The 22,186-nt window shown below is 70.3% G+C and carries 14 protein-coding genes and 2 pseudogenes; 8 read left to right on the top strand and 8 right to left on the bottom strand.

Annotated features, from left to right (window positions below):
- Positions 1 to 175 precede the first annotated feature (175 nt).
- Positions 176 to 1,894, bottom strand: coding sequence for a hypothetical protein (locus tag ABC766_RS31525; protein ID WP_345820369.1), 1,719 nt, complete (start codon positions 1,892 to 1,894; stop codon positions 176 to 178).
- 686 nt (positions 1,895 to 2,580) lie between these two features.
- Between ABC766_RS31525 and ABC766_RS31520 the strand changes: the two genes are divergently transcribed.
- Together ABC766_RS31520 and ABC766_RS31515 are read left to right on the top strand one after the other, a co-directional pair.
- Positions 2,581 to 2,847: a hypothetical protein gene (locus tag ABC766_RS31520; RefSeq protein WP_043356118.1), complete on the top strand. Its 267-nt coding sequence runs from the start codon at positions 2,581 to 2,583 to the stop codon at positions 2,845 to 2,847.
- Positions 2,848 to 3,203: 356 nt separating this feature from the next.
- Positions 3,204 to 3,527, top strand: coding sequence for a hypothetical protein (locus ABC766_RS31515; RefSeq protein WP_043356119.1), 324 nt, complete (start codon positions 3,204 to 3,206; stop codon positions 3,525 to 3,527).
- A gap of 33 nt (positions 3,528 to 3,560) precedes the next feature.
- On the opposite strand, the pseudogene ABC766_RS31510 reads toward ABC766_RS31515, so the two are convergent.
- Positions 3,561 to 6,262 (bottom strand): annotated as a pseudogene (locus ABC766_RS31510) (MGH1-like glycoside hydrolase domain-containing protein).
- A 341-nt stretch (positions 6,263 to 6,603) separates the two neighbouring features.
- Here ABC766_RS31510 and ABC766_RS31505 point away from each other — a divergent pair.
- The 6 genes from ABC766_RS31505 (at position 6,604) to ABC766_RS31480 (ending at position 13,454) form a co-directional block, all read left to right on the top strand.
- Complete coding sequence (locus ABC766_RS31505; RefSeq protein WP_111474004.1) at positions 6,604 to 7,737, top strand: branched-chain amino acid ABC transporter substrate-binding protein; 1,134 nt, start codon at positions 6,604 to 6,606, stop codon at positions 7,735 to 7,737.
- Between the two features lie 122 nt (positions 7,738 to 7,859).
- Positions 7,860 to 8,750, top strand: a complete 891-nt coding sequence (locus ABC766_RS31500; RefSeq protein ID WP_345820367.1) for a LysR family transcriptional regulator — start codon at positions 7,860 to 7,862, stop codon at positions 8,748 to 8,750.
- Positions 8,751 to 8,884: 134 nt separating this feature from the next.
- Positions 8,885 to 9,649 (top strand): HpcH/HpaI aldolase family protein, encoded by a 765-nt coding sequence (locus ABC766_RS31495; protein ID WP_043357688.1) that lies wholly within the window; start codon positions 8,885 to 8,887, stop codon positions 9,647 to 9,649.
- Between the two features lie 24 nt (positions 9,650 to 9,673).
- Positions 9,674 to 10,561: a 2-hydroxy-3-oxopropionate reductase gene (locus tag ABC766_RS31490; protein ID WP_345820365.1), complete on the top strand. Its 888-nt coding sequence runs from the start codon at positions 9,674 to 9,676 to the stop codon at positions 10,559 to 10,561.
- Between the two features lie 44 nt (positions 10,562 to 10,605).
- Positions 10,606 to 12,174 carry a galactarate dehydratase gene (garD, locus tag ABC766_RS31485; RefSeq protein WP_053608278.1) on the top strand — a complete coding sequence of 523 codons (1,569 nt, stop codon included), beginning with the start codon at positions 10,606 to 10,608 and terminating at the stop codon, positions 12,172 to 12,174.
- A 71-nt stretch (positions 12,175 to 12,245) separates the two neighbouring features.
- Positions 12,246 to 13,454, top strand: a complete 1,209-nt coding sequence (locus ABC766_RS31480; protein ID WP_345820364.1) for a PepSY-associated TM helix domain-containing protein — start codon at positions 12,246 to 12,248, stop codon at positions 13,452 to 13,454.
- A gap of 181 nt (positions 13,455 to 13,635) precedes the next feature.
- On the opposite strand, the gene ABC766_RS31475 is transcribed toward ABC766_RS31480, so the two are convergent.
- From ABC766_RS31475 to ABC766_RS31450, 6 genes and pseudogenes are all read right to left on the bottom strand, one after another.
- Positions 13,636 to 15,813: a TonB-dependent siderophore receptor gene (locus ABC766_RS31475; RefSeq protein WP_345820363.1), complete on the bottom strand. Its 2,178-nt coding sequence runs from the start codon at positions 15,811 to 15,813 to the stop codon at positions 13,636 to 13,638.
- A gap of 418 nt (positions 15,814 to 16,231) precedes the next feature.
- Positions 16,232 to 16,870 carry a TetR/AcrR family transcriptional regulator gene (locus ABC766_RS31470; protein WP_345820362.1) on the bottom strand — a complete coding sequence of 213 codons (639 nt, stop codon included), beginning with the start codon at positions 16,868 to 16,870 and terminating at the stop codon, positions 16,232 to 16,234.
- The gene (locus tag ABC766_RS31465; protein WP_345820360.1) at positions 16,867 to 17,166 is read right to left on the bottom strand and encodes a hypothetical protein; all 300 of its coding nucleotides are present in this window, start codon (positions 17,164 to 17,166) and stop codon (positions 16,867 to 16,869) included. The genes ABC766_RS31470 and ABC766_RS31465 overlap by 4 nt, the downstream gene beginning before the upstream one ends.
- 405 nt (positions 17,167 to 17,571) lie before the next feature.
- Entirely contained in the window at positions 17,572 to 19,404 is a 1,833-nt protein-coding gene (locus tag ABC766_RS31460) for an NADPH-dependent assimilatory sulfite reductase hemoprotein subunit (RefSeq protein WP_043379496.1), read from the bottom strand.
- A gap of 262 nt (positions 19,405 to 19,666) precedes the next feature.
- Positions 19,667 to 21,437: pseudogene (locus tag ABC766_RS31455) on the bottom strand (diflavin oxidoreductase).
- A gap of 111 nt (positions 21,438 to 21,548) precedes the next feature.
- Positions 21,549 to 22,064, bottom strand: coding sequence for an Lrp/AsnC family transcriptional regulator (locus ABC766_RS31450; protein ID WP_043351854.1), 516 nt, complete (start codon positions 22,062 to 22,064; stop codon positions 21,549 to 21,551).
- Positions 22,065 to 22,186: the final 122 nt, after the last annotated feature.

Below are 22,186 nucleotides of genomic sequence, written 5' to 3'. Positions count from 1 at the left end.
CGAGTCGCCGTCCCGGCGCCGGGACGGCCGGTTCTCCAGTCTCGGCCCGGCCCGCGACGGGCCTCGTCGCGGGCCGGGCGCCGGCATCATGGCTCCGGTCGATGGTCCGGCGCTGTCCGGTTCTTCGCGTCCCGGTTCGGTCGGTTTCGGCCGGATGGCGTCCGCGGATGCGGGCTCAGTCCTTGCGGATCACGGCCACCGGAGCGGCCGCGTCGCCGAACCCAAAATCGGCCAGCTTGTAGGAGAGCTGCACGAACCCGCCGTAGCGCTCGGTCTGGAACTTCATCGGGCTGGGCAGGGAGAACGCGAAGGCCGTCGTGCTGGCCTTGTCGGTCTGCATCCGCCAGTAGCGACCGCCGACGCCGACGCTGACGGCCGGTGTCAGGTCGTAGGAGGCGATGCCCTCCAGGAAATAACCGCCGCCCCGGCCGGATTCCGCCCCCGGGTTGATGTTCGGCCGGTTCCAGTGCCGGTCGACGCCGCTCAGCGACACGACCGGCAGGTAGGCGCCCTCCAGGCTCAGCCGGACCCGGTCGAACCGCGCCTCGCCGATGATGCCGACGCGCAGGGCGTTCCACTGCATGATCTCGCCGAGGGTCTTGATGCTGGCCGGCTGCGGATGGCTCGCGCAGATGTTGCCGCGCGCCACCTGCCGGCAGCCGTAACCGTTATACAGCTCGGAGAAGTACTGGTAGCCGAGGAATCCCCCGAGCTTGAACCCGTCCCGGCGCAACACGTCGTAGCCGAAGTCGATCACGCCGTAGCCGATATCGCCGTCCTTGATCGGCGAATGCGTCTTCGAATAGGGGACTTCGACGGGCGGGAAATCCTTGTCGGCGAGGCGCCCGCCCGTGACGCCGCCCGCGCCGAGGAAACCCTTGGCGAACAGGCCCGTGGGGTTGTGATCGAGCCGGACGAAGGTCTCGCCGGCATGGGCATCGGTCTTCGCGTAGGTCAGGCGCGAATTGAGCTGGCCGGGCGCGTAGGGGTCGCCGAGCCTCTCGCGCGGGCTGCCGGAGCTGAAGAAGTAGCGCAGGCCGGCCTCGAGGCCCCAGGTGGCCGGGCCGGTCGATGACGGCGGCGGCCAGTCGGACAGGCCGGCGGCTCCGAACCGGTAGTTCAGACCGACCCGGGTCAGAAGGCCGTCCGTCGCGCTGCGGGTGCCGGCATGGTAGCCGGTCAGCACGGGATAGCTCGGGGCCGGGAGGACTGCACGGCTGCCGAGGTTATAATACAGACCCTCGACCTTGGCCGAGAGATGCGCGCTGAAGGCGTGCTCGATGCCGCCGCCGGCCACGTAGCCCAGGCGCGTCTCGCCGTGCCGGCCATCGAAGAGGGGAAAGCCTGCCAGCGTCAGGTTGTTGTCTGTCCGGACGTTCCCGAAGGCGAGGCCGCCGGTGGCGTAGACGAGGGTCCGGTCGAAGGCGAAGCCGACCTTGCCGCGGATCGTGGTCAGGTCGTCCAGCCGCTGCCCGGAATGGGCGACGCTGCGGCGGAAATAGCCGCCGGCTTCGGTTGGGAAGGTGCCCCTCCAGCGATCGTAACCCCAGAGCCGGGTGAACTGGTGATCGACGGCGCCGCCGGCGACGAGCCCGGAACCCAGTTGCCAATCGTAGCCGATCTCACCGCCCCCGATGAACCCGCTGTCGGAGCCCTGCTTCGCCGGGAGGACGGGACAATAGCGTGCGCCGGGCTGCCCGCCCGGACCCGTGCAGAGGAACTGCGTGGCGCGATCCAGCGCGCCGTACCCGCCGAACAGCCCGGCATAGGCTCCGGTCCAGCTGAAGACAGGCAGGATGGGCGGCTCCGGGCGGGAAGCCCGTGGGAGATCCGCCGCCGGCGCGGTCTGCGACAGGAGAACGAGAAGAAGTCCTGATCCAAATGTTCGTTGCATGTATAGCCCCCAGCCACGCATGATCGAAGGCCGAAGCGCCGACTTTATCCAATCCGTAAGATCCGATTTTTATTATAGAGCTGACGCAGGCCGGCCTTGTGCTTCCAAGCATGCTGTGGAGATATGCTTATGTCAAAATAAACCGATTCATAAGGCAAGAGATCAAAAAATATGGATCTGTTTGCTGTGAAAATTCTTTTAAGAATGTACAAATTAATACACTTATTAAGGCAATATATAACATAATCATAATGTAATACTTGTACATTATTCGAATGCGTGTGATCTTGTTTGCCTCTGCGCGAGTCCAGGGGGGCGGTACTTTCGATTCCGGTGATGCCTCGTTGCATCACCGGCGGCCTGTCCGGGCGCCGGTGCCCTTGTTCCGTGTCGCCGCGCCGATCGCCGCTGACGCCCGGCGGGGATCGCGCCGTTCCGACACGAAGCCCGTCAAGCGCGTTGCGCGCAGTCCGCCATTCCGGAGAGCGCGACAGGTTCGCCCGTTCCCGCATCCGCTGGACGAGGCCGAGCCCCGTCTCGGGCTGGACGCACGCGGCGGATTCGATTCCGGGAACCATCCCGGCGGTCGGTGCCTTCCTGGGCGGGATTTCGGGCGGACCTGTGCCGGCCGCGACCCTTTGGGACATGCCCGCCCCCTCCCCCGGCGGCGAGAGAGGATATTTTCTTTGCGTTCAGCGATCATCACCGCCGCCCTGCTGGCGGCCCTCGGCGGCGTCGTCGCGATCCCGGCCTCCGCCGCGCCGATCGGCCCCGGCACCGGCGTTTCGGCGCCCGCCGATATCGTTTCGACCGTCCAGATGGATCGGATGGAGCGGCGCATGATGCGGCGTGACATGGAGCGCCGGATGATGCGGCACCGGATGGAGCGGCACATGATGCGCCGCGAGATGCGTCACCGCATGATGCGTCGCGAGATGATGCACCGCATGTAACGGCGATCCGCGTCGGGTCCGGCGGAAGGCCGGGCTCGACGCGCAGGCTTCGGGAGCTTGCCGCGGCAGGCTCCCGACAGAGGGGGGCGTGGACCGGCGCCCGACCCCGGACGTCCCCCGTGCGGGACGCCGAGCATGTCCGCGGCGGACCGGTCCGCGGAGCCCCTGCCCCCGCCGACGTCGATAGTCCGGGATCCGGAGCCGGCCCGCGATGCCGCGCCCGGCAGGATCCGGATTCTCGCCCGATCCGCAGGCCCGGCGGTCCTCCCGGACAGCGCCGCGCGCCGCTACGTCCGGGACGATCGAACCATCCGTGGCGCTGTGCGTTTCAAGGCACCGAAAGGGAGATTGGTACAATGAAGGCGTTTCTGGCAGCGGCCGCGGTGAGCCTCGGAATCTTGGGCGTCGTCGGCCCGGTCTCGGCACAGCCGCGCCCCGATTACGACGATTACGGCGGTCGCGGTTACCGTGATCGCGGCGACTACGATTACCGCGACCGCGACCGCGGCTACCGCGATCGGGACGATTATCGGGGACGCGCCAATTACGGCTTCGACGAGCGGGAATACCTGCGCTGCAATCCGGATGTCCGCCGCGCCGTGGCCAACGGCCAGATGGAATCGGGCGCCGCCCATTACCGGGTGTTCGGGCGTCGCGAGGGCCGCCGTCTGAGCTGCTGACCGGATCGCCGGACCCCGCTCGACCGGGCGCGCCTATCGGGCGCGGGCCCGGTCGTGCAGCAGGTTGATGATCAGCGCCGTCCAGCCGGTCTGATGCGCGGCGCCGAGCCCCCTGCCGGTGTCGCCATCGAAGAATTCGTGAAACAGCAGCGGCTCCTCGGCGCCGGGCGCCGCGGCGATCGGCTCGCGGGGCCCGAGGGCGGGCCGCCGGCCGGTCTCGTCCCTGGCGAACAGGGCGATCAGCCGGTCCTCGAGGGCGTCCGCGATGGCGCTGAGCGTCAGCATCGCGCCCGAGCCCGTCGGATACTCCACCCGGAAGTCGTCGCCGTAATAGGTATGGAAGCGCCGTAGCGCCTCGACGATCAGGAAGTTCATCGGCATCCAGACAGGCCCGCGCCAGTTCGAATTGCCGCCGAACATGTTCGAGGTGGAATCGGCCGGGTCGTACCGGACCGTGAAGGAGGCGCCCAGCTCGTTGAGCACGTAGGGCGCGTCGCGGTGGACCTTCGACAGCGAGCGTATGCCGTAGGGCGAGAGGAACTCGGCCTCGTCGAGCATGCGGCGCAGCAGGGCCTTCATCCGGTGCCCGCGCAGCAGCGACAGCAGCTTGCGGTCCTTCACGCCGCCCTCGGTCCAGCGGGAGACCAGCCGGGCGAGATGGGGCCGGTTCTCCAGAACCCAGTTCAGGCGCCGGGCGAAGTCCGGCAGCCGGTGGAGCACGGAGGGCTCGATCACCTCCACGGCGAAGAGCGGGACCAGCCCGACCATGGAGCGGACCCGCAGCGGCAGCATCCCGCCGCCGAAGATGTCGACCTCGTCGTAGTAGAATTCGTCGGCCTCGTCCCACAGGCCGAAGCCGTCGCCGCCGCCTTCGCCGCCCATGTCGGTCATGGCCTCGGCGATGAGCAGGAAGTGCTCGAAAAACTTGGAGGCGGTGCTCTCGTAGACGTCGTTGTGGAGGGCAAGCTCCAGGGCGATGCGCATCATGTTGAGCGCGTACATCGCCATCCAGGCGGTGCCGTCGGCCTGGTGCACCACCCCGAAGCCCGGGGGCGGGCGCGAGCGGTCGAACACGCCGACATTGTCGAGCCCCAGGAAGCCCCCCTGGAACACGTTGCGGCCCTGCGCGTCCTTGCGGTTCACCCACCAGGAGAAGTTGATCAGGAGCTTGTGGAACACGCCTTCCAGGAAGGCGAGGTCGCCGCGCCCGCCCCGCCGGTCCCGGTCGATCTCGAACACCCGGTAGGTGGCCCAGGCATGGACCGGCGGGTTGGCGTCGCCGAACTCCCACTCGTAGGCCGGGAGCTGGCCGTTCGGGTGCATGTACCATTCGCGGGTGAGCAGCAGGAGCTGCTTCTTGGCGAAGTCCGGGTCCAGCAGGGCGAGCGGCAGGCAGTGGAAGGCGAGGTCCCAGGCGGCGAACCAGGGATATTCCCAGGTGTCGGGCATCGACAGCACGTCGGCCGCCGCGAAGTGGCGCCACTGGCCGTTGCGGCCGCTCGCGCGCCCCCGCGGCGGCGGCGGCTGGAGCGGGTCGCCCTCCAGCCAGCGCCGCACGTCGTAGCTGTAGAGCTGCTTCGACCAGATCAGGCCGGCGGCGGCCTGGCGGAAGATGGCGCGGGAATCCGGGCTCGCGATGCCGTCCTGCAATTCCTCATAGAACGCGTCCGCCTCGGCCACCCGGCGGCGGACCAGCGACCCGTCATCGACCACCCGGGGGCGCGTGCCCGCCGACAGCCGCAGGCGGATCCGGGCGGTTTCCCCGGGCGCCAGCCGCAGCGCGTAGTGCAGGCCGAGCTTGGTGCCCGCGTCCCGGCGCACCGAAGCGGGATCGCCGCCGACGATCGCCGCGTGGAGCCCGTCCTTGAACGGCCCGGCGGCGTCCGGCTGCCCGCCGTGCCGCCGCAGGTTGGTGTCGTTCTCGCAGAACAGGAGGTCCGGCATCCCGTCGAAGGCGAGCCGGTACGGCCCGAGCCGGTCATGCGTGCAGATCACGCCCCCGTCGGGGGCGCAGGCGATCCGCGGGCGCGCCTGCCCGGCCTGCCAGGACCACGTGTTGCGGAACCAGAGCTGCGGGACGAGGTGGAGGTCGGCGGCCTCGGGCCCCCGGTTCAGCGCGGTGATCACCGCGTGAATGTCGTCGGCGTCGGCCTTGGCGTATTCCACCGTGACGTCGAAGAACCGGTTCCCGTCGAAGAGGCCCGTCTCCTCGATCTCGTATTCGGGCTGCTCCCGCCCGCGCCGCATGTTCTCGCCGACGAGGTCCTCGTACGGGAAGGCCGCCTGCGGATAGCGGTAGAGCATCTTCAGGTAGGCGTGGCTCGGGACCGCGTCGAGGTAGTGGTAGACCTCCTTCACGTCCTCGCCGTGGTTGCCCTCCTGGTTGGTCAGGCCGAACAGCCGCTCCTTGAGGATGCGGTCGCGCCCGTTCCAGAGGGCCAGGGCCAGGCAGAGGCTGCCGCGCTCGTCGCAGATCCCCGCCAGCCCGTCCTCGCCCCAGCGATAGGCGCGCGAGCGGGCGTCTTCGTGCGTCAGGGCGGCCCAGGCGTTGCCGCAGGGGCTGTAATCCTCCCGCACGGTCCCCATTGCCGCTCGCTGAGATAAGGCCCCCAGAGCGACCACGCCCGGTCGCCCCGGCCCTGCTCGGCGATCCGGCGGCGCTCGGCCCAGCCCACCGACGCGTCCCGGGAGTCGTCACGATCCTCGGCACGATCCTCGTCCACGCGCGGCCCCATCAGCCGCGTCCCGGACGCGGTCTCGGACGGCGGGGGACGGGGGCGCGGCGGGGACGGGAGGCGGCCATCGGTCACGACGGTTTGCTGCGGATGCGCCGGCCCGATGCATCATTGACGCCATCCCGACCCGGCCGCCCGCACGGCTCCGTGAGGACCCGTCCGCCGGCCCCGCGGCGCGCCCGGCCCGGGACCATCCGGGCCCGCCCCGGAAAACTTGACCCTGCGCAAGGTGAGCGACAGGATCGGTCTGGATGATCTGCGACTCGACGCGCGGCGATGCACGTTGATCTGTCCGAACTCAGCGTTCGTCGGCGATCTGATCGGCCGCATCCGGGGGAACGATGACGCAATTACTGAGGGCCGGCCTGGCCGGGCTGCTGTTCATGACCGCGGCGCAGGGGCAGGAAGGCGGCGCGCCGGTGAAGATCGGCGTCGCCGCGCCCATGACCGGGCCGAACGCGGCCTTCGGCGCCCAGATCCGGAACGGCGTGAGCCAGGCGGTCGAAGACCTCAACAAGGCGGGCACGCTGAAGGGGAGGACGCTGACGGTCACGGTCGGCGACGACGCCTCCGACCCGAAGCAGGGCGTCTCGGTGGCCAACAAGTTCGCCAGCGACGGCGTGAAGATGGTCGTCGGCGACTACAATTCCGGCGTCACGATCCCGGCCTCCGACGTCTACCTCGACGCCGGCATCATCCAGATCACCCCGGCCTCCACGAGCGTGAAGTTCACCGAGCGCGGGATGTGGAACACGTTCCGCACCTGCAGCCGCGACGACCAGCAGGGCGCGGTGGCGGGCAGCTATCTGGCCGCGCACTTCCCGGGCCAGAAGATCGCCTTCGTCCACGACAAGACGCCCTACGGCAAGGGGCTGGCCGACGAGACGCTGAAGGCGTTCCGGGCCAAGGGCGGCAAGGAGGTGCTGTACGAGGGCATCAACCCGGGTGAGAAGGACTACTCTGCGCTCGTCTCCAAGATGAAGTCGGCCAATGTCGACGTCGTCTATTTCGGCGGCGTGCACACCGAGGCCGGGCTGATCATCCGGCAGATGCGCGATCAGGGCCTCGCCGCCCGCATGATGAGCGGCGACGCCATCCCCGACAAGGAATTCGTCCAGATCGCCGGCCCGGGCGCGGCCGGGACCCTGATGACCTTCGCGCCGGACGCCCGCAAGAACCCGAACGCCAAGGGCGTGGTGGCGGCCTTCAACGCCCGGGGCATCGATCCCGAGGCCTACACGCTCTACGCCTACGCGGCCGTGCAGGTCCTGGCCAAGGCCATGGCCGAGACGGGCTCCAGCGACGGGAAGGCGCTCGCCGACTGGCTGCACCAGGGCAAGCCGGTGGACACGGTGGTCGGGCCGATCGCCTACGACAGGAAGGGCGACCTCACCCGGCCCGACTATGTCATCTACGCGTGGACCAAGGGGCCGGACGGCCGGATCGACTATGCCGGACACGAGGTGACCCCGTAGGCCGGTCGGGGCCGGAGGCCGCCGCCTCAGCTAATTGGATGAGGGCGGCCCTCTCAACGCAGCCGCCGCGACGGCCTTATGCTCCCGCCCGACTGCGCCGCGGTCCGGAAGAGGGAGCCTTCATGTTCGATTTCAGCCAGCTCCGGTGCTTCGCCGCCGTGGCGGAGGAGCTGCATTTCGGGCGCGCGGCCGCCCGGCTGAACATGACGCAGCCGCCGCTGTCGCGGCAGATCCAGGTTCTGGAGCGCGTCCTCGACGTGCAGCTCCTGGAGCGCACCAGCCGCACCGTCCGGCTGACCGCCGCCGGCCGCAGCTTCCTGCCCGAGGCGCAGCGCATCCTGCGGCTGGCCGAGACCGCGACCCACGTCACCCGGCAGGTGGCGGCGGGGCGCGCGGGCGTCCTCAAGTTCGGCTTCACGGCGGCCTCGGCCTACGACTTCCTGCCGCGCCTCGTCACCGCGTTGCGGCGGGCGCTGCCGGACGTGACGCTCGCGTTGCGCGAGATGGTCAGCAAGGATCAGATCGAGGAACTCCTCGCCGGCCGGATCGACGCCGCGCTGGTGCGGCCGCCGGTGACGCATCCGGACCTGATCGCCGTCCGGGCGCTGGCCGAGCCCCTCGTGGTGGCCCTGCCGGCCGGGAACCCCCTGGCCCTGCGCGACGGGCTCACCCCCGCCGATCTCGGGCGCGAGCCGCTCATCGGCTACGCGCCCAACGAGGCGCGCTACTTCCACGACCTCGTCCTCGGCCTGCTCGCCGAGGCCGAGATCCAGCCCCCGATGGTCCAGCAGCTGACGCAGATCCACTCGATCCTGGCCCTCGTCCGGGCGGCGCTCGGCATCGCCCTGGTGCCGGCCGCCGCCGAGCGCCTGCGCTTCGAGGGCGTGGTGTTCCGGCCGCTCGTCCTGCCCGCCCCGCGCCCGGTGGAACTCCTCCTCGCGTGGCGGCGCGATGCGGACGCTCCGCTCATCGCCCGGCTGGTCTCGATCCTGGCCGAGATGCCCCCACCCTGACGGGGCCTCCGATTGATGCATGTTCGGCATCGATCGATCCAGTGTTTGGCTTTGACCTCGCACCGGAAGGCTGCGCGTGATGGGGCGGACGGCGCGCAGACGCCGCAACGCGTGCGCGCCCAGGGAGGATCGTGATGGACAGCCTCACCAACCGCTTCAAGGCGGCCCTCGCCGAGGGGCGCCAGCAGATCGGCCTGTGGTGCAGCCTCGCGAGCCCGATCTCCACCGAGGTGGTCGCCGGGGCCGGGTTCGACTGGCTGCTCCTCGACATGGAGCACTCGGCCAACGACCTCCGGGACATCTACGCCCAGCTCCAGGCCATGATGGAGGGCGACACGCACCCGATGGTGCGGGTGCCGAGCGACGACCCGATCACGATCAAGCGCATCCTCGATGCCGGCGCGCAGTCGCTGATGATCCCCAACATCGACGATGCCGAGCAGGCCGCCCGGGTGGTCGCGGCGACGCGCTACGCGCCCCGCGGTATCCGCGGCTTCTCGCAGGCGCCCCGCGCCGCCCGGTTCGGCCGGATCAAGGACTACCACACCCGCTGCGAGGCCGAGATCTTCGTGGCGGTGCAGGTCGAGTCCCGCCGCGCCCTCGACAATCTGGACGCGATCGCCGCCGTCGAGGGTGTGGACGGCGTGTTCATCGGGCCCGGCGACCTCTCCACCAGCCTCGGCCATGTCGGCCAGCAGGGCCACCCGGAGGTGGTCGCCACCATCGAGGCGGCGGTCGCGCGGATCGTCCGGGCCGGCAAGCATGCCGGCATCCTCACGCCGAGCGAGGAGCTGGCCCGCCGCTACATCGCCGCCGGCACCCGCTTCACCGCGGTGGGCTCCGACATGGGGCTGCTCGCCCGCGGCTCCGAGGCGCTGGCCGCCCGCTTCCGCGCCTGAACACCGCAACCGGGATCGACACGCATGAACATCGGATTCATCGGCCTCGGCATCATGGGCGCGCCCATGGCCGGACACCTGATCGCGGCGGGCCACAGCCTGTTCCTCAAGACCCGGCGCAGCGTGCCCGAAGCGCTGCTTGCCGCGGGCGGCACCGCCTGCGCCACGGCGGCCGCGGTGGCCGAGCGCGCCGACACGATCATCCTGATGCTGCCCGACACACCGGACGTGGAGCAGGTCCTGTTCGGCGCCGACGGCGTCGCCGAAGGCCTGTCCCCCGGCAAGACCGTGATCGACATGAGCTCGATCGCGCCGCTGGCCACCAAGGACTTCGCCGCCCGGATCGCCGAGCGGGGCGGCGCCTATCTCGACGCGCCGGTCTCCGGCGGCGAGGTCGGAGCGAAGAACGCCGCGCTCTCGATCATGGTCGGCGGCGAGCCGGAGGCTTTTGAGCGCGCCCGGCCGCTCTTCGAGGCGATGGGCAAGACGGTCACCCATGTCGGCCCGGTCGGCGCAGGCCAGGTCGCCAAGGTGGCCAACCAGATCATCGTCGCCCTGACCATCGAGGCGGTGGCCGAGGGGCTGCTCTTCGCCTCGAAGGCCGGCGCCGACCCCGCCAAGGTGCGGCAGGCGATCACCGGCGGGCTGGCCACCTCGCGCATCCTGGAGCTGCACGGCGCGCGGATGATCGAGCGGACCTTCGATCCCGGCTTCCGCATCGGCCTGCACCAGAAGGACCTCAACCTCGCCCTTGATGGAGCCCGGACGCTGGGCCTCAGCCTGCCCGCCACGGCTTTGGCCCAGCAGCTGTTCTCGGCCTGCGTGGCACAGGGCGGCGCGGCCTGGGACCATTCTGCGATGGTGAAGGCGCTCGAGGCCCTCGCGAACCACGCCGTCGGCGACGCCGCCTGATCACGCCAGAAGCCCGGACGGGCGCGTCACGGAAGGAGCCTCCGATGCAGGCCGAGATCGAAGCCCCGACCCGCCCGCCCGCCGCCGGCGACGTGCCGCGCACGATCCGCCTGAGCCCCGACGACAACGTCGCCATCGTGGTCAACGCCTTCGGGCTGCCGGCCGGCACGGTCTTCCCGGACGGGCTGGAGCTCGTCGAGTTCGTGCCGCAGGGCCACAAGGTCGCCCTCACCGACATCCCGGAGGGCGGGGCGGTCCGCCGCTACGGCGAGGTGGTGGGTCTCGCCACGCAGGCGATCCCGCGAGGCGCCTGGGTCGAGGAATCCCGCGTCGCGACGCCGGTCGCCCCCGCCCTCGACGCCCTGGAGATGGCCACCCGCGTGCCGGCCCCCCTGCCCCCGCTCGAGGGCTACACCTTCGAGGGCTACCGCAACCCGGACGGGTCGGTGGGCACCAAGAACATCCTGGCGATCTCGATCAGCGTGCAATGCGTCGCCGGCACCCTCGACGTGGCGATCCGGCGGATCAAGCAGGAGCTGCTGCCGCGCTACCCCAACGTCGACGACGTGGTCGGCCTGACCCACGCCTATGGCTGCGGCGTCGCCATCAACGCCCCCGAGGCGGTGGTGCCGATCCGGACGCTCCAGAGCCTCGCGCAGAACCCGAATTTCGGCGGCGCGGTCATGGTCGTCGGCCTCGGCTGCGAGAAGCTCGTCTCGGAGCGCCTCCTGCCCGACAACGGCGCCGCCGGCGACGGGGTGGTTCGGCTGCAGGACGAGCGCCATCACGGCTTCTCGGCCATGATCGACAGCATCCTGGCGATGGCCGAGGCGCGCCTCGCGGAGCTGAACCGCCGGACCCGCGAGACCTGCCCGGCCTCGGACCTCGTGGTCGGCCTGCAATGCGGCGGCAGCGACGCCTTCTCGGGGGTGACCGCCAACCCGGCGCTCGGCTTCGCCGCCGACCTGCTGGTGCGCTGCGGCGCCACCGTGATGTTCTCGGAGGTGACCGAGGTGCGCGACGCGATCCACCTCCTGACCCCGCGCGCCAAGACGCCGGAGGTCGCCGAGGCGCTGATCCGCGAGATGGCGTGGTACGACGCCTATCTCGCCAAGGGCGAGGCCGACCGGCGGGCCAACCCGTCGCCGGGCAACAAGAAGGGCGGCCTCAACAACATCGTCGAGAAGGCTTTGGGCTCGGTCGCCAAATCGGGCACGAGCGCGATCTCCGGAGTCCTGGCGCCGGGGGAGCGCGTCCGCGAGAAGGGCCTGATCTTCGCCGCGACCCCGGCGAGCGACTTCGTCTGCGGCACGCTGCAGCTCGCCTCGGGGATGACCGTCCAGGTCTTCTCCACCGGGCGCGGCACGCCCTACGGGCTCAGCCAGGCCCCGGTGATCAAGGTCGCGACCCGGACGGAACTCGCCGAGCGCTGGTCCGATCTGATCGACCTGGATGCCGGCCGCATCGCCACCGGCGCGGCCACGATCGAGGAGGTCGGCTGGGAGCTGTTCCACCTGATCCTCGACGTGGCGAGCGGGCGCAAGCGCCCCTGGTCCGACCGGTGGGGGCTGTTCAACGATCTGACCCTGTTCAACCCGGCGCCGATCACCTGAGGGCGGCCGGGGGGCATGCGCCCTGCGGCGTCGTCAGCGTGGCCGCGTTCTGCTAGGCAGCCGGCATTGCCATGACGCTGCCGATTCCCTCCCTCCGGACCCTGCTCTTCCGCCTGCACTGGGCGCTTGGCCTCACCGCCGGCCTCGTCCTCGCCCTGATGGGCCTGACCGGGGCGCTGATGAGCTACGAGGAGGCGCTGACCGCCTTCGCCAACCGCGACCGGCTGGAGGTCACGCCCGGCGCGCGGACGGCGCTGTCTCCCGCGACCCTCGCGGCGCGGATCGACGCGCAGGCGGGAGGGCGCATCGCCAACGTGCTGACCCTGTCGGACGATCCGCGCGCCAACGTCCATGTCCGCTTCGCCCGCGATCCCGAGACCCGCGCGCGGCCGCCCGCCGCCTATGCCGATCCCTACGACGGCACCCTGCTCGGCCCGGTGCGGCTGGAGGGGGCCTTCACCACGGTGCGGGACCTGCACCGCTGGCTGCTGCTCCCCGGCGGGTCCAAGGGCTGGGGCCGCACGATCACGGGCGCCTGCACCCTGGCGCTGCTGGCTTTCCTGGCGACGGGTCTCTACCTGCGCTGGCCCAGGATCCATCGCTGGCGGATCTGGCTGAAGCCGGCCCTGTCGCGCCCCGGCCGGCCGCGCTGGTGGTCGCTGCACGCCGTGGTCGGGACGTGGCTGCTGCCCGTCTACCTGGTCATCGCGCTCAGTGGCCTGACATGGTCCTACCCGTCGTTCAAGGACGGCGCCACGCGGCTGCTCGCGGGCGCTCCGGACGCGGGGAAGCCTGCGCGCCCGGCCGGGAGCAAGGCTGCCGGACGCCCGGTCGATGCCGGGGCCGATGGCGGCGCGGCCGTCGACCGCGCCTGGGCGGATTTCCGCGCGCGGACCGGTGACGCCGCCGGGACAGCGGTCCTGACCCTGCCGGGGGCCGACACGAAGGCGATCCGGATCCGCTGGCTGCCCAAGGGCGTCGATGCGCCGAGCGCCCGCAACGAGGAGCGCTACGATCCCCTCACGGGCGCCCTGCTGGCCTCCGAGCGCGCCACCGATGCGCCGCTGGGCCGGCGTCTCCTGGACAACATCCTGGAGGTGCATCGCGGCCGCTTCTTCGGCGATCTCGTCGCTCTGCTGTTCTGCCTCGCGGCCCTGGCCATGCCGGGTTTCGCGGCCACCGGCCTGACCCTCTACGTCCTGCGCCGCCGCGCCGGTGCCCGGCGCAGGGCCATCGAGCCCGAGGCGCCCGCGGTGGCCGTCCGTGCGGTGAGCCCCTGAAACGGTGCCGGCATGGCCTTCAGCCGCCCGGCGTTCTGCGTGCGGCGAGGAGGGATCAGGGCAGCGCGCGGCCGATCGGCGGGGCGCTGTCCCGGATTGCCGCGCTCCGCGCGTGCATGACGGGGACCCGAGCCACCGCTGACGCGACGAGGCCGCCGCCTTCGCGAGGCGGCGGCCCGGCTCAGAGCCGGGCGGTGATCGTCGCCAGCACGGAGAGCGGCGCGCCGGGGAGGTTGTTGAACTGGTTGAACGGCTGCTCGATGTAGCGGCGGTCGGTCAGGTTCCGGGCATTGATCGAGAACCGGGCGTGCTCGCTGAAGTCGTAGAACACGGCCGCGTCGAGCCGGGCGTAGCCGCCCACCGAGTAGCTGTTGTTCAGGTCGCCGGCGCGGCGCCCGACATAGGTGATCCCGGCCCCGACGTTCCAGCCGAGCAGGAAGCCTTCCTGGAACTGGTAGGTGGACCAGATGCTGCCGCTGAAGGCCGGCGCCCCGACCAGCCGGTTGCCCACCGCGAAGGTGGTGTCCTTCGTGATCCGCGCGTCGAGGACGCTGATGCCGCCGATGACCTTCCAGCCGGGCAAGACCTGTCCGGCGAGGTCGGCCTCCACGCCTTGGGAGCGCTGCTGCCCGGTGATCACCGAGAAGCCCGTGTTGACCGGGTCGGCGGCCGAGACGTTGTTGCGGATGATGCGGAAAGCTGCCGTCGACAGGGTCAGGTCCGGGTTGAGATCGAGCCGGCTTCCGACCTCGTAGAGCTCGCCGGTCTCGGGACGCGGATTGACGGCGTTGTAGACGTTGTCCGTCTGCGGCTTGAACGAGGTCGCGTAGCTCGCATAGAGCGTCAGCGGCTCCACCGGCCGGTAGATCAGGCCGACCCGCGGCGAGGTGCCGGACAATTGCTGCTCGGGCGGGATGGTGCGCGAGGTCGGGACGCGGCTGAAATAGTACTGGGTGCCCGTATCGTAGCGGACACCGACCAGCATCTGCAGGCCGAGACCGAGATCGATCTGGTCCTGCACGTAGAGGCCGGTCAGCGCGTTCTTCTGCTTCAGATCGGACTGGAACTGGAGACCGACGATCGGGGATCCCGGGACCGGGTTGAGGAAGCTCACCGACGGGAAGTTCGTGCTCTGGGTCGTGTAGGCGCGCCGGTAGCCGTTCGTGTACTCGACCCCGGTGAGCACCGTGTGCCGGAAGCCGAACAGGTCGAACTTCGCCACCATCTCGGTCTGGCTGTCGACGGCCGCATAGGTCGAGTAGCCCGCGGTCTCCCGCCGGGTCACCTGGGTGCTGCGGTTGGTGAGGCCTGTGGCCCGGGTCGCCAGGAAGTCGAACCCGCCCCACTGCGCGTTGAGCACCTCGCGCAGGGTGATGTTGGCGTTGAGGTCGTGCTCGACCTTGAGCAGGCCGAAATTGGCGTTGCCGTTGTAGCGGGAGAACGGTTCGCCGTAGTAGCGCGCGACATTGTCCAGGGGCACGCGGCCGTTCCGGGCGACGAGGCCCTCGTCGTACTGGTTGTCGACCCGGGTGAACTCGCCGAGGAACGTGACGCGCGTGTCCGGGGTCGGAGTCCACGCGAAGGCCGGGGCCACGAAGGTGCGGGCATTGTCGCGGCCGTAGAAGTTGCGGAAGGTCGGGTCCGACTGGGCGGCGAAGCTGAGCCGCCCGGACAAGCCCTCCACGCCCTCGATCGCGCTCGAGACCGAGCCCTGCACCCGCCGGAAGCCGAAGCTGCCGGCCTGCAGGTTGATGTCGCCGGACGGCGTCAGCGTCGGCTGCCGGGTGACGATGTTGATCAGGCCGCCCGGATCGCCGCGCCCGTACAGGACCGAGGCAGGGCCCTTGAGCACCTCGATCCGCTCCACGTCGGCGAGATCCCGGGTCACAGAGGAGAAGTTGCCGGCCTGATTCAGGAGGACGCCATCGATGGCGTAGGTCTGGGTCCTGAAGCCGCGGATGATGAAGGTGTCGCTCCGGCCCTGGATCGTGCCCCCGGGCTGCACGCTGCTGACGTTCTGCAGCGCGTCGCTCAACCGGATGTCCTGCTGGTCGACCAGCACGTCGCGCGGCACCACCTGCACCGATTGCGGCGTGTCGCGCAGGGGCGTGTCGGTCCGGGTGGCGGTGGCCGAGCGCGTGGCCCGGTAGCCGACGACCGGTCCACCGGCCCGCTCCGCCGCTGGCCCGGTGCCGGTCACGCTGAGTTCGGAGAGGGCGACCTCGTCGGTCTCCGCCTGCGCGTGAACAGCCGTCGAAGACAGGACCAGAATGGCCGTCGCAAGTCCCGTATGGGCGAAACTCAAGTACTCGCGGAGACGGCGCGTGCCATCGACCTCGTCGATCCGCCCAGAAAGCATAGTTTACAATCGTTCTCAGGAGTGAAGCGTCAGCGCGATGCAGCACTCCTAGAATGGATCGGCCCGATCATCTCAACAGCGATGCGCATCTGGGGCGCCGGGACACGCATCCGTTGTGGGAATGTGGCTGAAATGGCACGAATCGCGGGGCGATATATTAAAACTCCTCCAGTGTGCCTACTTGTGCGTGTATACAGTTGCGGTGTTGAACCCGAATCGCGTGCGGGTTGAGGGCGCCGGCAGCAGCGGACACGACCGGCCGGCCCGCAAGAGGGGGGGATTGCGAGCCGGCCGGCGTACCGCGCGCCGGTTTCGGCGCGCGATCGGAAGAGACTGTCCTCGGCCCCGTGGGCAGCGACGGCCTCCCGTGCGCCGTCACGTCGCCCGGCGCGGACGCAGCGATCGCGCCGGGCGCGGATCAGCGGCCCGCAGGCGAACGCGCATCCGCCGGGCACGGCAGGCGGCCGTCGAGCCCGGCATGGAGGAGCGCGTGGATCTGGGTGACCGCCCCGGCGACGTCGTAATCGGGCAGCGCGGCGCGGCTCACGACGATCCCCTTCATCAGAGGCGCGAGGAGCGCATAAAGCGCCGCCGGATCGCAAGCCGGCGTGGTGGCGAGCGCCGACAAGGTCGCCACGAACCAGTCCCGGCTCTCGACTTCGGTCTGCGCCGTCATGGCGGCGATGGCCGGATTGCGCGTCGATTCCGACCAGATTTCCACCCGCAGGGCTGCGGCTTCGCGGGTGATCGACATGAAGTAGCGGGCGATGAGGCCCAGCAACGTCCCGCGCGGGTCACTGCTGCCCTCCATCTCGGCGACTAGGAGCGTGCCGCGCTCGCGCTCACGCTCGACCAGCCCGAGGACCAGGGCCTCCTTGGATTCGAAGTAGCGGTAGAAGTTGCCCGGACTCATCGCAGCCTCGCGGGCGAGGTCCTGCATGGTGGTGCGATGGAAGCCGTTGCGCGTGAAGCAGGCTTCGGCGGCGTCGAGAATGTGCTCGCGCCGGGCGGAGGGCCCGACGCGGGCCTCCGCAAGTCCGTCCGCCGCGGCGGTCACTGCCCCGGCTGCGCGGCGACGGCCACCGGCGTGATGCGGCTCTGATCCTTGCCCAGGCTAGCGACGGCGCAGGATTGCGGTCCCTGATGCAGGTCCGCGCAGATCCGGGCCTGCCAGCCGTCCGGGCCGGCCCCGGTCCAGCCGATCAGCGCCAGCCAAGCGAGGGCCAGGACAGCGCCGAAGGTCAGGTTGGCGGGGGTGCAGACGGCGCGGAGCTGGGCGAGAGCGCCCGGGCCGCGGGCGCCGAAACGCTCGGCATCGAGATCGGACCAGCGGCCTTCGAGGGTGAGAGCCATCGTGCGCTCCTGTTGGCCTCACCCGTATAATGAACGTTCATTCTCATGTCAATGAACGTTCATTCTCGTCGAGGTCGCGCAGCGGACAAAGGACGGCCTGCCGCCGATGCCTGCGGTTCGTCGGGAGGGAGGGCGCGATCGCCGCCGGGTCTTCGACGCCGGTGCAGGGTATGCCGGAGCGGCGGTTCGGACCGGTGCGCGGGCGGGACGCCGCTCCGGGTCCCCGATCCCTCCCGCCGCGCTCCGGCGGCTCGGGATCGGGACGCGCAGATCCGGTCATGGTGGATCCGGTCATGGTGGATCCGGTCATGGCGGAGCCGGGCCGGAACCCGCGATCCGCGGCCGCCGCCGTGTCGCGGTCTCGGCGCGTCCGGGAGCCCCGTCCCGGACGCGCGAGGCCTGCCGTCAGCCGAGCACGGCCGGCTTGAGGGCGCCGGTCCGCTCGTGGAAGTCCGGGCCGTTGGTGGTCCGGGCCACGTGGCCGGCGCGGATCAGGTAGTCGCCGAAATGCTCGCCCGGTTGCCGGCCCTTCGCGTAGTCGGCAAACAGCGGATCGAGGGTGCTGCGGATCTCGGAGGCCGCGACGTCCTCCTTGTAGAGCTTGCTCAGGCGCGAGCCGTCATGGGCGGCGCCGAGATAGAGGTGGTAGCGCTCGGGGCCGCGGCCCACGAGGCCGATCTCGGAGATGAACGGCCGGGCACAGCCGTTCGGGCAGCCGGTGGAGCGGATCGTGATCTCCTCCTCGGCCAGCCCATGGGACGCGAGGCTCTCCTCCAGCTCGGTCATCAGGTCCGGCAGGTAGCGCTCGCTCTCGGCCAGCGCGAGGCCGCAGGTCGGCAGGGCCACGCAGGCGAGCGAGTTGCGCCGCAGCGCGCCCGCGCCCCGGGTCAGGCCGTATTCGTCGACGAGCGCGTCGATCTCGGCTCGCTTCTCCGCCGGCACGTTGGCGATGATCACGTTCTGGTTGCCGGTGAGGCGGAAATCGCCCTCGTGCACCTCGGCGATGCGCCGCAGGCCCGAGAGGAATTGCGGCCCGCCCTCGATGTCCTTGATCCGGCCCGAGGGCACGTAGAGGGTGAGGTGATAGCGGCCGTCGTCGCCCTCGACCCAGCCGTAGCGGTCGCCGTTGTTGGTGAAGGTGAAGGGTTTGGGCGCGCCGAGCTTCTGGCCGATCCGCTTCTCCACCTCGGCCCGGAAGGCGTCGAGCCCGTAGCGCTCGATCGTGTACTTGAGGCGGGCGTTCTTGCGGTTCTTGCGGTTGCCCCAGTCGCGCTGGACCGTCATCACGGCCTCGGCGACCTTGAGGGCGTCCTCCGGCTTCACGAAGCCCATCACGTCGGCGGTGCGCGGGAAGGTGTCGGGCTCGCCGTGGGTCATGCCCATGCCGCCGCCCACCGTCACGTTCCAGCCCGTCACCTGGTTCTTCTTGTCCAGGATCGCGATGAAGCCGAGGTCGTGGGCGAAGATGTCGACCTCGTTGGAGGGCGGCACCGCCACGACCGTCTTGAACTTCCGCGGCAGGTAGGTCCGGCCGTAGACCGGCTCGACCTCGGCCGCGTCCTCGCCGCCGACCACGCGCTCGCCGTCGAGCCAGATCTCCCGCCACGCGCTGGTCTTGGGCAGCAGCGAGTCGGAGATGTCCTTGGCGAGCTGGTAGGCGGCCTTGTGGGCGCCGGTCTGGGCCGGGTTCGTTGCCGCCATGACGTTGCGGTTGACGTCGCCGCAGGCCGCGATCGTGTCGAGGAGCGCGCCGTCGATGGCCGCCATCGTGCGCTTCAGGTTCGACTTGATCACGCCGTGGTACTGGAAGGTCTGGCGCGTGGTCGCCCGCAGCGCCCCGCCCGCGTAGGTCCGGGCGATGTCGTCGAGGATCAGCCACTGCTTCGGGGTGATGACGCCGCCCGCGATGCGCAGGCGGATCATGAAGCTGTAGGCCTTGTCGAGCTTCTTCTTGGTCCGCTCGGGGCGCAGGTCGCGGTCGTCCTGCAGGTACATCCCGTGGAACTTCACGAGCTGCCCGTCATCCTCCGAGATCGCCCCCGTGGCGTGCTTCAGGAGGCCGTCCGCCAGCGTGCCGCGGAGATAGCCGCTGGCGATCTTGATGTGCTCGTTCGCCGCGAGCTGGGCCGCGCGGGCGGCCTCGGCATCGGTGATCGGCCGGTCGGTCGGCGGGGTCTCGTAGACGCGCTTGGCCGGGGTCGGGGTCTCGGCGGCGTCGCGGGGGCTGTGGTCGTCCATGGGGTGAATCCGTCTGTCTGAACGCGTCTCCCACCCCACGCGTCAGGGGTGGGTGCCGAGCGGAACGCGTGCCGGTTCATGGGAAGGGCGGGAGCCGCGACGGTCCCCCTCTCCCGTGCGGGAGAGGGTCGGGGAGAGGGATGCGCCCTCTCCGGAAAGACCTGGATCCCTCACCCTGTCCCTCTCCCGCACGGGAGAGGGGACCCGCGCCCCGTCCTGCTCCGCTCCAATCTCGATCCTGCGGCCTCGGAAGGCCGGTCCGTTAGTACACGTCCTGCTGGTAGCGGTGACCGCGCTCCAAAGCCGCGACCTGGGTCTCCGCGTCGGCGGCGCTCAGGTTCTTCACGGTCTGGTACGCGCCCACCACCGCGGCCCGCACGTCCTTGGCCATGTTCTTGGCATCGCCGCAGACGTAGAGATGGGCGCCCCCATCCAGCCAGGAGACCAACTCCTGCGCGTGCTGGGTAATCCGGTCCTGCACGTAGACCTTTTCCGGCTGGTCCCGCGAGAAGGCCACGTCGATCTTCGTGAGCGACCCGTCCTCCAGGGCGTCCTGCCACTCGAGCTGGTACAGGAAGTCGTGGGTGAAGTGCCGGTCGCCGAAGAACAGCCACGACCGCCCGGGGGCCTCGATCGCCCGGCGCTCCTGCACGAAGGCGCGGAACGGCGCGACGCCGGTGCCGGGGCCGACCATGATGATGTCGGTGGCCGGGTCCTGCGGCAGGCGGAAGTGGCGGTTCGGCTTCAGCCGCACCCGCAGCTTGGCGCCGTCGCGGATCCGGTCGGCCACGTGGACCGAGGCGACGCCCGAGCGGGCGCGGCCGTGGGTCTCGTAGCGCACCGCCGCGATGGCGAGGTGGACCTCGTCGCCCACCTCCTTGCGCGAGGAGGCGATCGAGTAGGCCCGCGGCGGCAGCGGCCGGGTGATGGTGCCGAGATGCTCGGCCGTGAGCTTGGCCGGATAGGTCTCCAGCAGGTCGATCAGGTGCCGCCCCTCGATCCAGGCCTTGGCCTCGCCGCTGTCGATGAGCGTCTGCGCCTGCGTGTGGCCGGTGGCCTTGACGAAACGCTCGACCGTGGCGGCCGACAGCGTGGTGATGTCCCGCTCGGCCAGCAGCGCCTTGCGCAGGGCCTCGTCGCCCGAGAGCCCGGCGGCGTTGAGGATCTCGTCCACGAGCTGCGGGTCGTTCTCGGGGAAGATTTCCAGCGAGTCGCCCGGCTCGTAGGCCGGGGCGCCCTCCTCGAAGGCGAGGGCGAGGTGGATCGTCTCCTTGTCGGAGCGCGAGGAATTGAGGTTCACGTGCTCGACGACCCTCGACCACCACGGGCTCGCGGCTCGGCTCGGCGTCGTCCTCCTCGCCGGTGCCGGCGCGGGCGAAGTCCACCGCCACGACGTTGTCGGGCTGCTCCGCCGGGGCGAGCGCCTTGAGCGCGCCCTTGATCCAGTCGGCGGCCGGCTTCTCGAAGTCGAGGTCGAGGTCGGCCCGCTCCGCGGCGCGCCGGCCCCCCAGCGCCTCGAAGCGTTCGTCGAGGGCCTTCCCGATGGCGCAGAACTCCGCGTAGGAGGTGTCGCCGAGCGCCAGCACCGCGAACTCGACGCCGTCGAGGCGCGGGGCGCCCTCCCCCATCAGCTCGCCATAGGCCCGCACGGCCCGGGCCGGCGGCTCGCCCTCGCCCCAGGTGGCCGCGATGGCGACGAGCTTGCCGGCCTTGGGCAGGGTCGCGATGTCGAGATCGGCGAAATCCACCACCTTCGGCTTGAAGCCCTGCTTGCGCGCGAGCTTCGCGACGGTGCCGGCCAGCGTCTCGGAATTCCCCGATTCGCTGGCGTAGATCACCGTCAGCGGCGCGGCGGCCTTGGGCGGGGCGGCCGGCAAAGCGGCGGGCTGGCCACCGGCGGCGTCGAGGCCCGCCAGGAAGCCGGCCAGCCATGCGCGCTGCGTGGGGCTCGCGGCGCCGAGCACCGCATCGAGGCTGGCGCGCTCGCCGTCCCCGAACGGGGCGGTGCGCGGGAGGAGGTTCTGGCGGGACATTACGAGACCATGTCGGGGCCTGCGCGGCCCGTGTCAATCAAGAAACGTTCTTTTTGCAGAACGGGCGGAGACGAGAACATCACATTCGCTGCACTGCGAAAAAAGAGAATATCATTCTCCCACCACGGAGAGGACCGGAGAGGTGCCGGGCAGATGGCGCCCGTTCTTCGGCGGCGCCGGCAGCGGCAGCGCCGTCGTGGATTTCACCTTTTCCATGGCGAAGCGGGAGGTGACGTTCTTGAGCGGCAGCACCGCGATGAGGTGCTTGTAGAAGCTGTCATAGGCCTGCATGTCGGCGACGACGACCCGCAGCATGTAGTCCACGTCGCCCGCCATCCGGTAGAACTCCAGCACCTCCGGCATGGCCGAGACGGTTGCGGCGAAGCGCTGCAGCCAGTCCTGGGAATGGTCGGCGGTCTCGATGGAGACGAACACGGTCAGCCCGAGGCCGAGCTTCACCGGATCGAGCACCGCCACCCGCCGGTCGATGACCCCGTCGGCCTCCAGCTTCTGGATCCGCTTCCAGCACGGGGTCTGCGACAGGCCCACGCGCTCCCCGATCGCCGCGATGGAGAGCGTCGCGTCGGTCTGCAGCAGGGCGAGAATCTTCAGATCGATCGCGTCCAAAGCTGTCTCCGTGGGCTTCCGCCGCGCGCGGGGCGCGGGCGCATATAGGAGGCTACCGGTCTCGGTGAGAAGAATCTTTTACCTCGGGACCAGGTTGCCCGCGCCGATCGCTGTGCGCAACC

Source organism: Methylobacterium fujisawaense (assembly GCF_039619325.1).
GTDB classification, from domain to species: Bacteria; Pseudomonadota; Alphaproteobacteria; order Rhizobiales; family Beijerinckiaceae; genus Methylobacterium; species Methylobacterium fujisawaense.
Note: the sequence above shows the minus strand (reverse complement) of the source record. Positions and strands in the feature narration are given on the sequence as shown.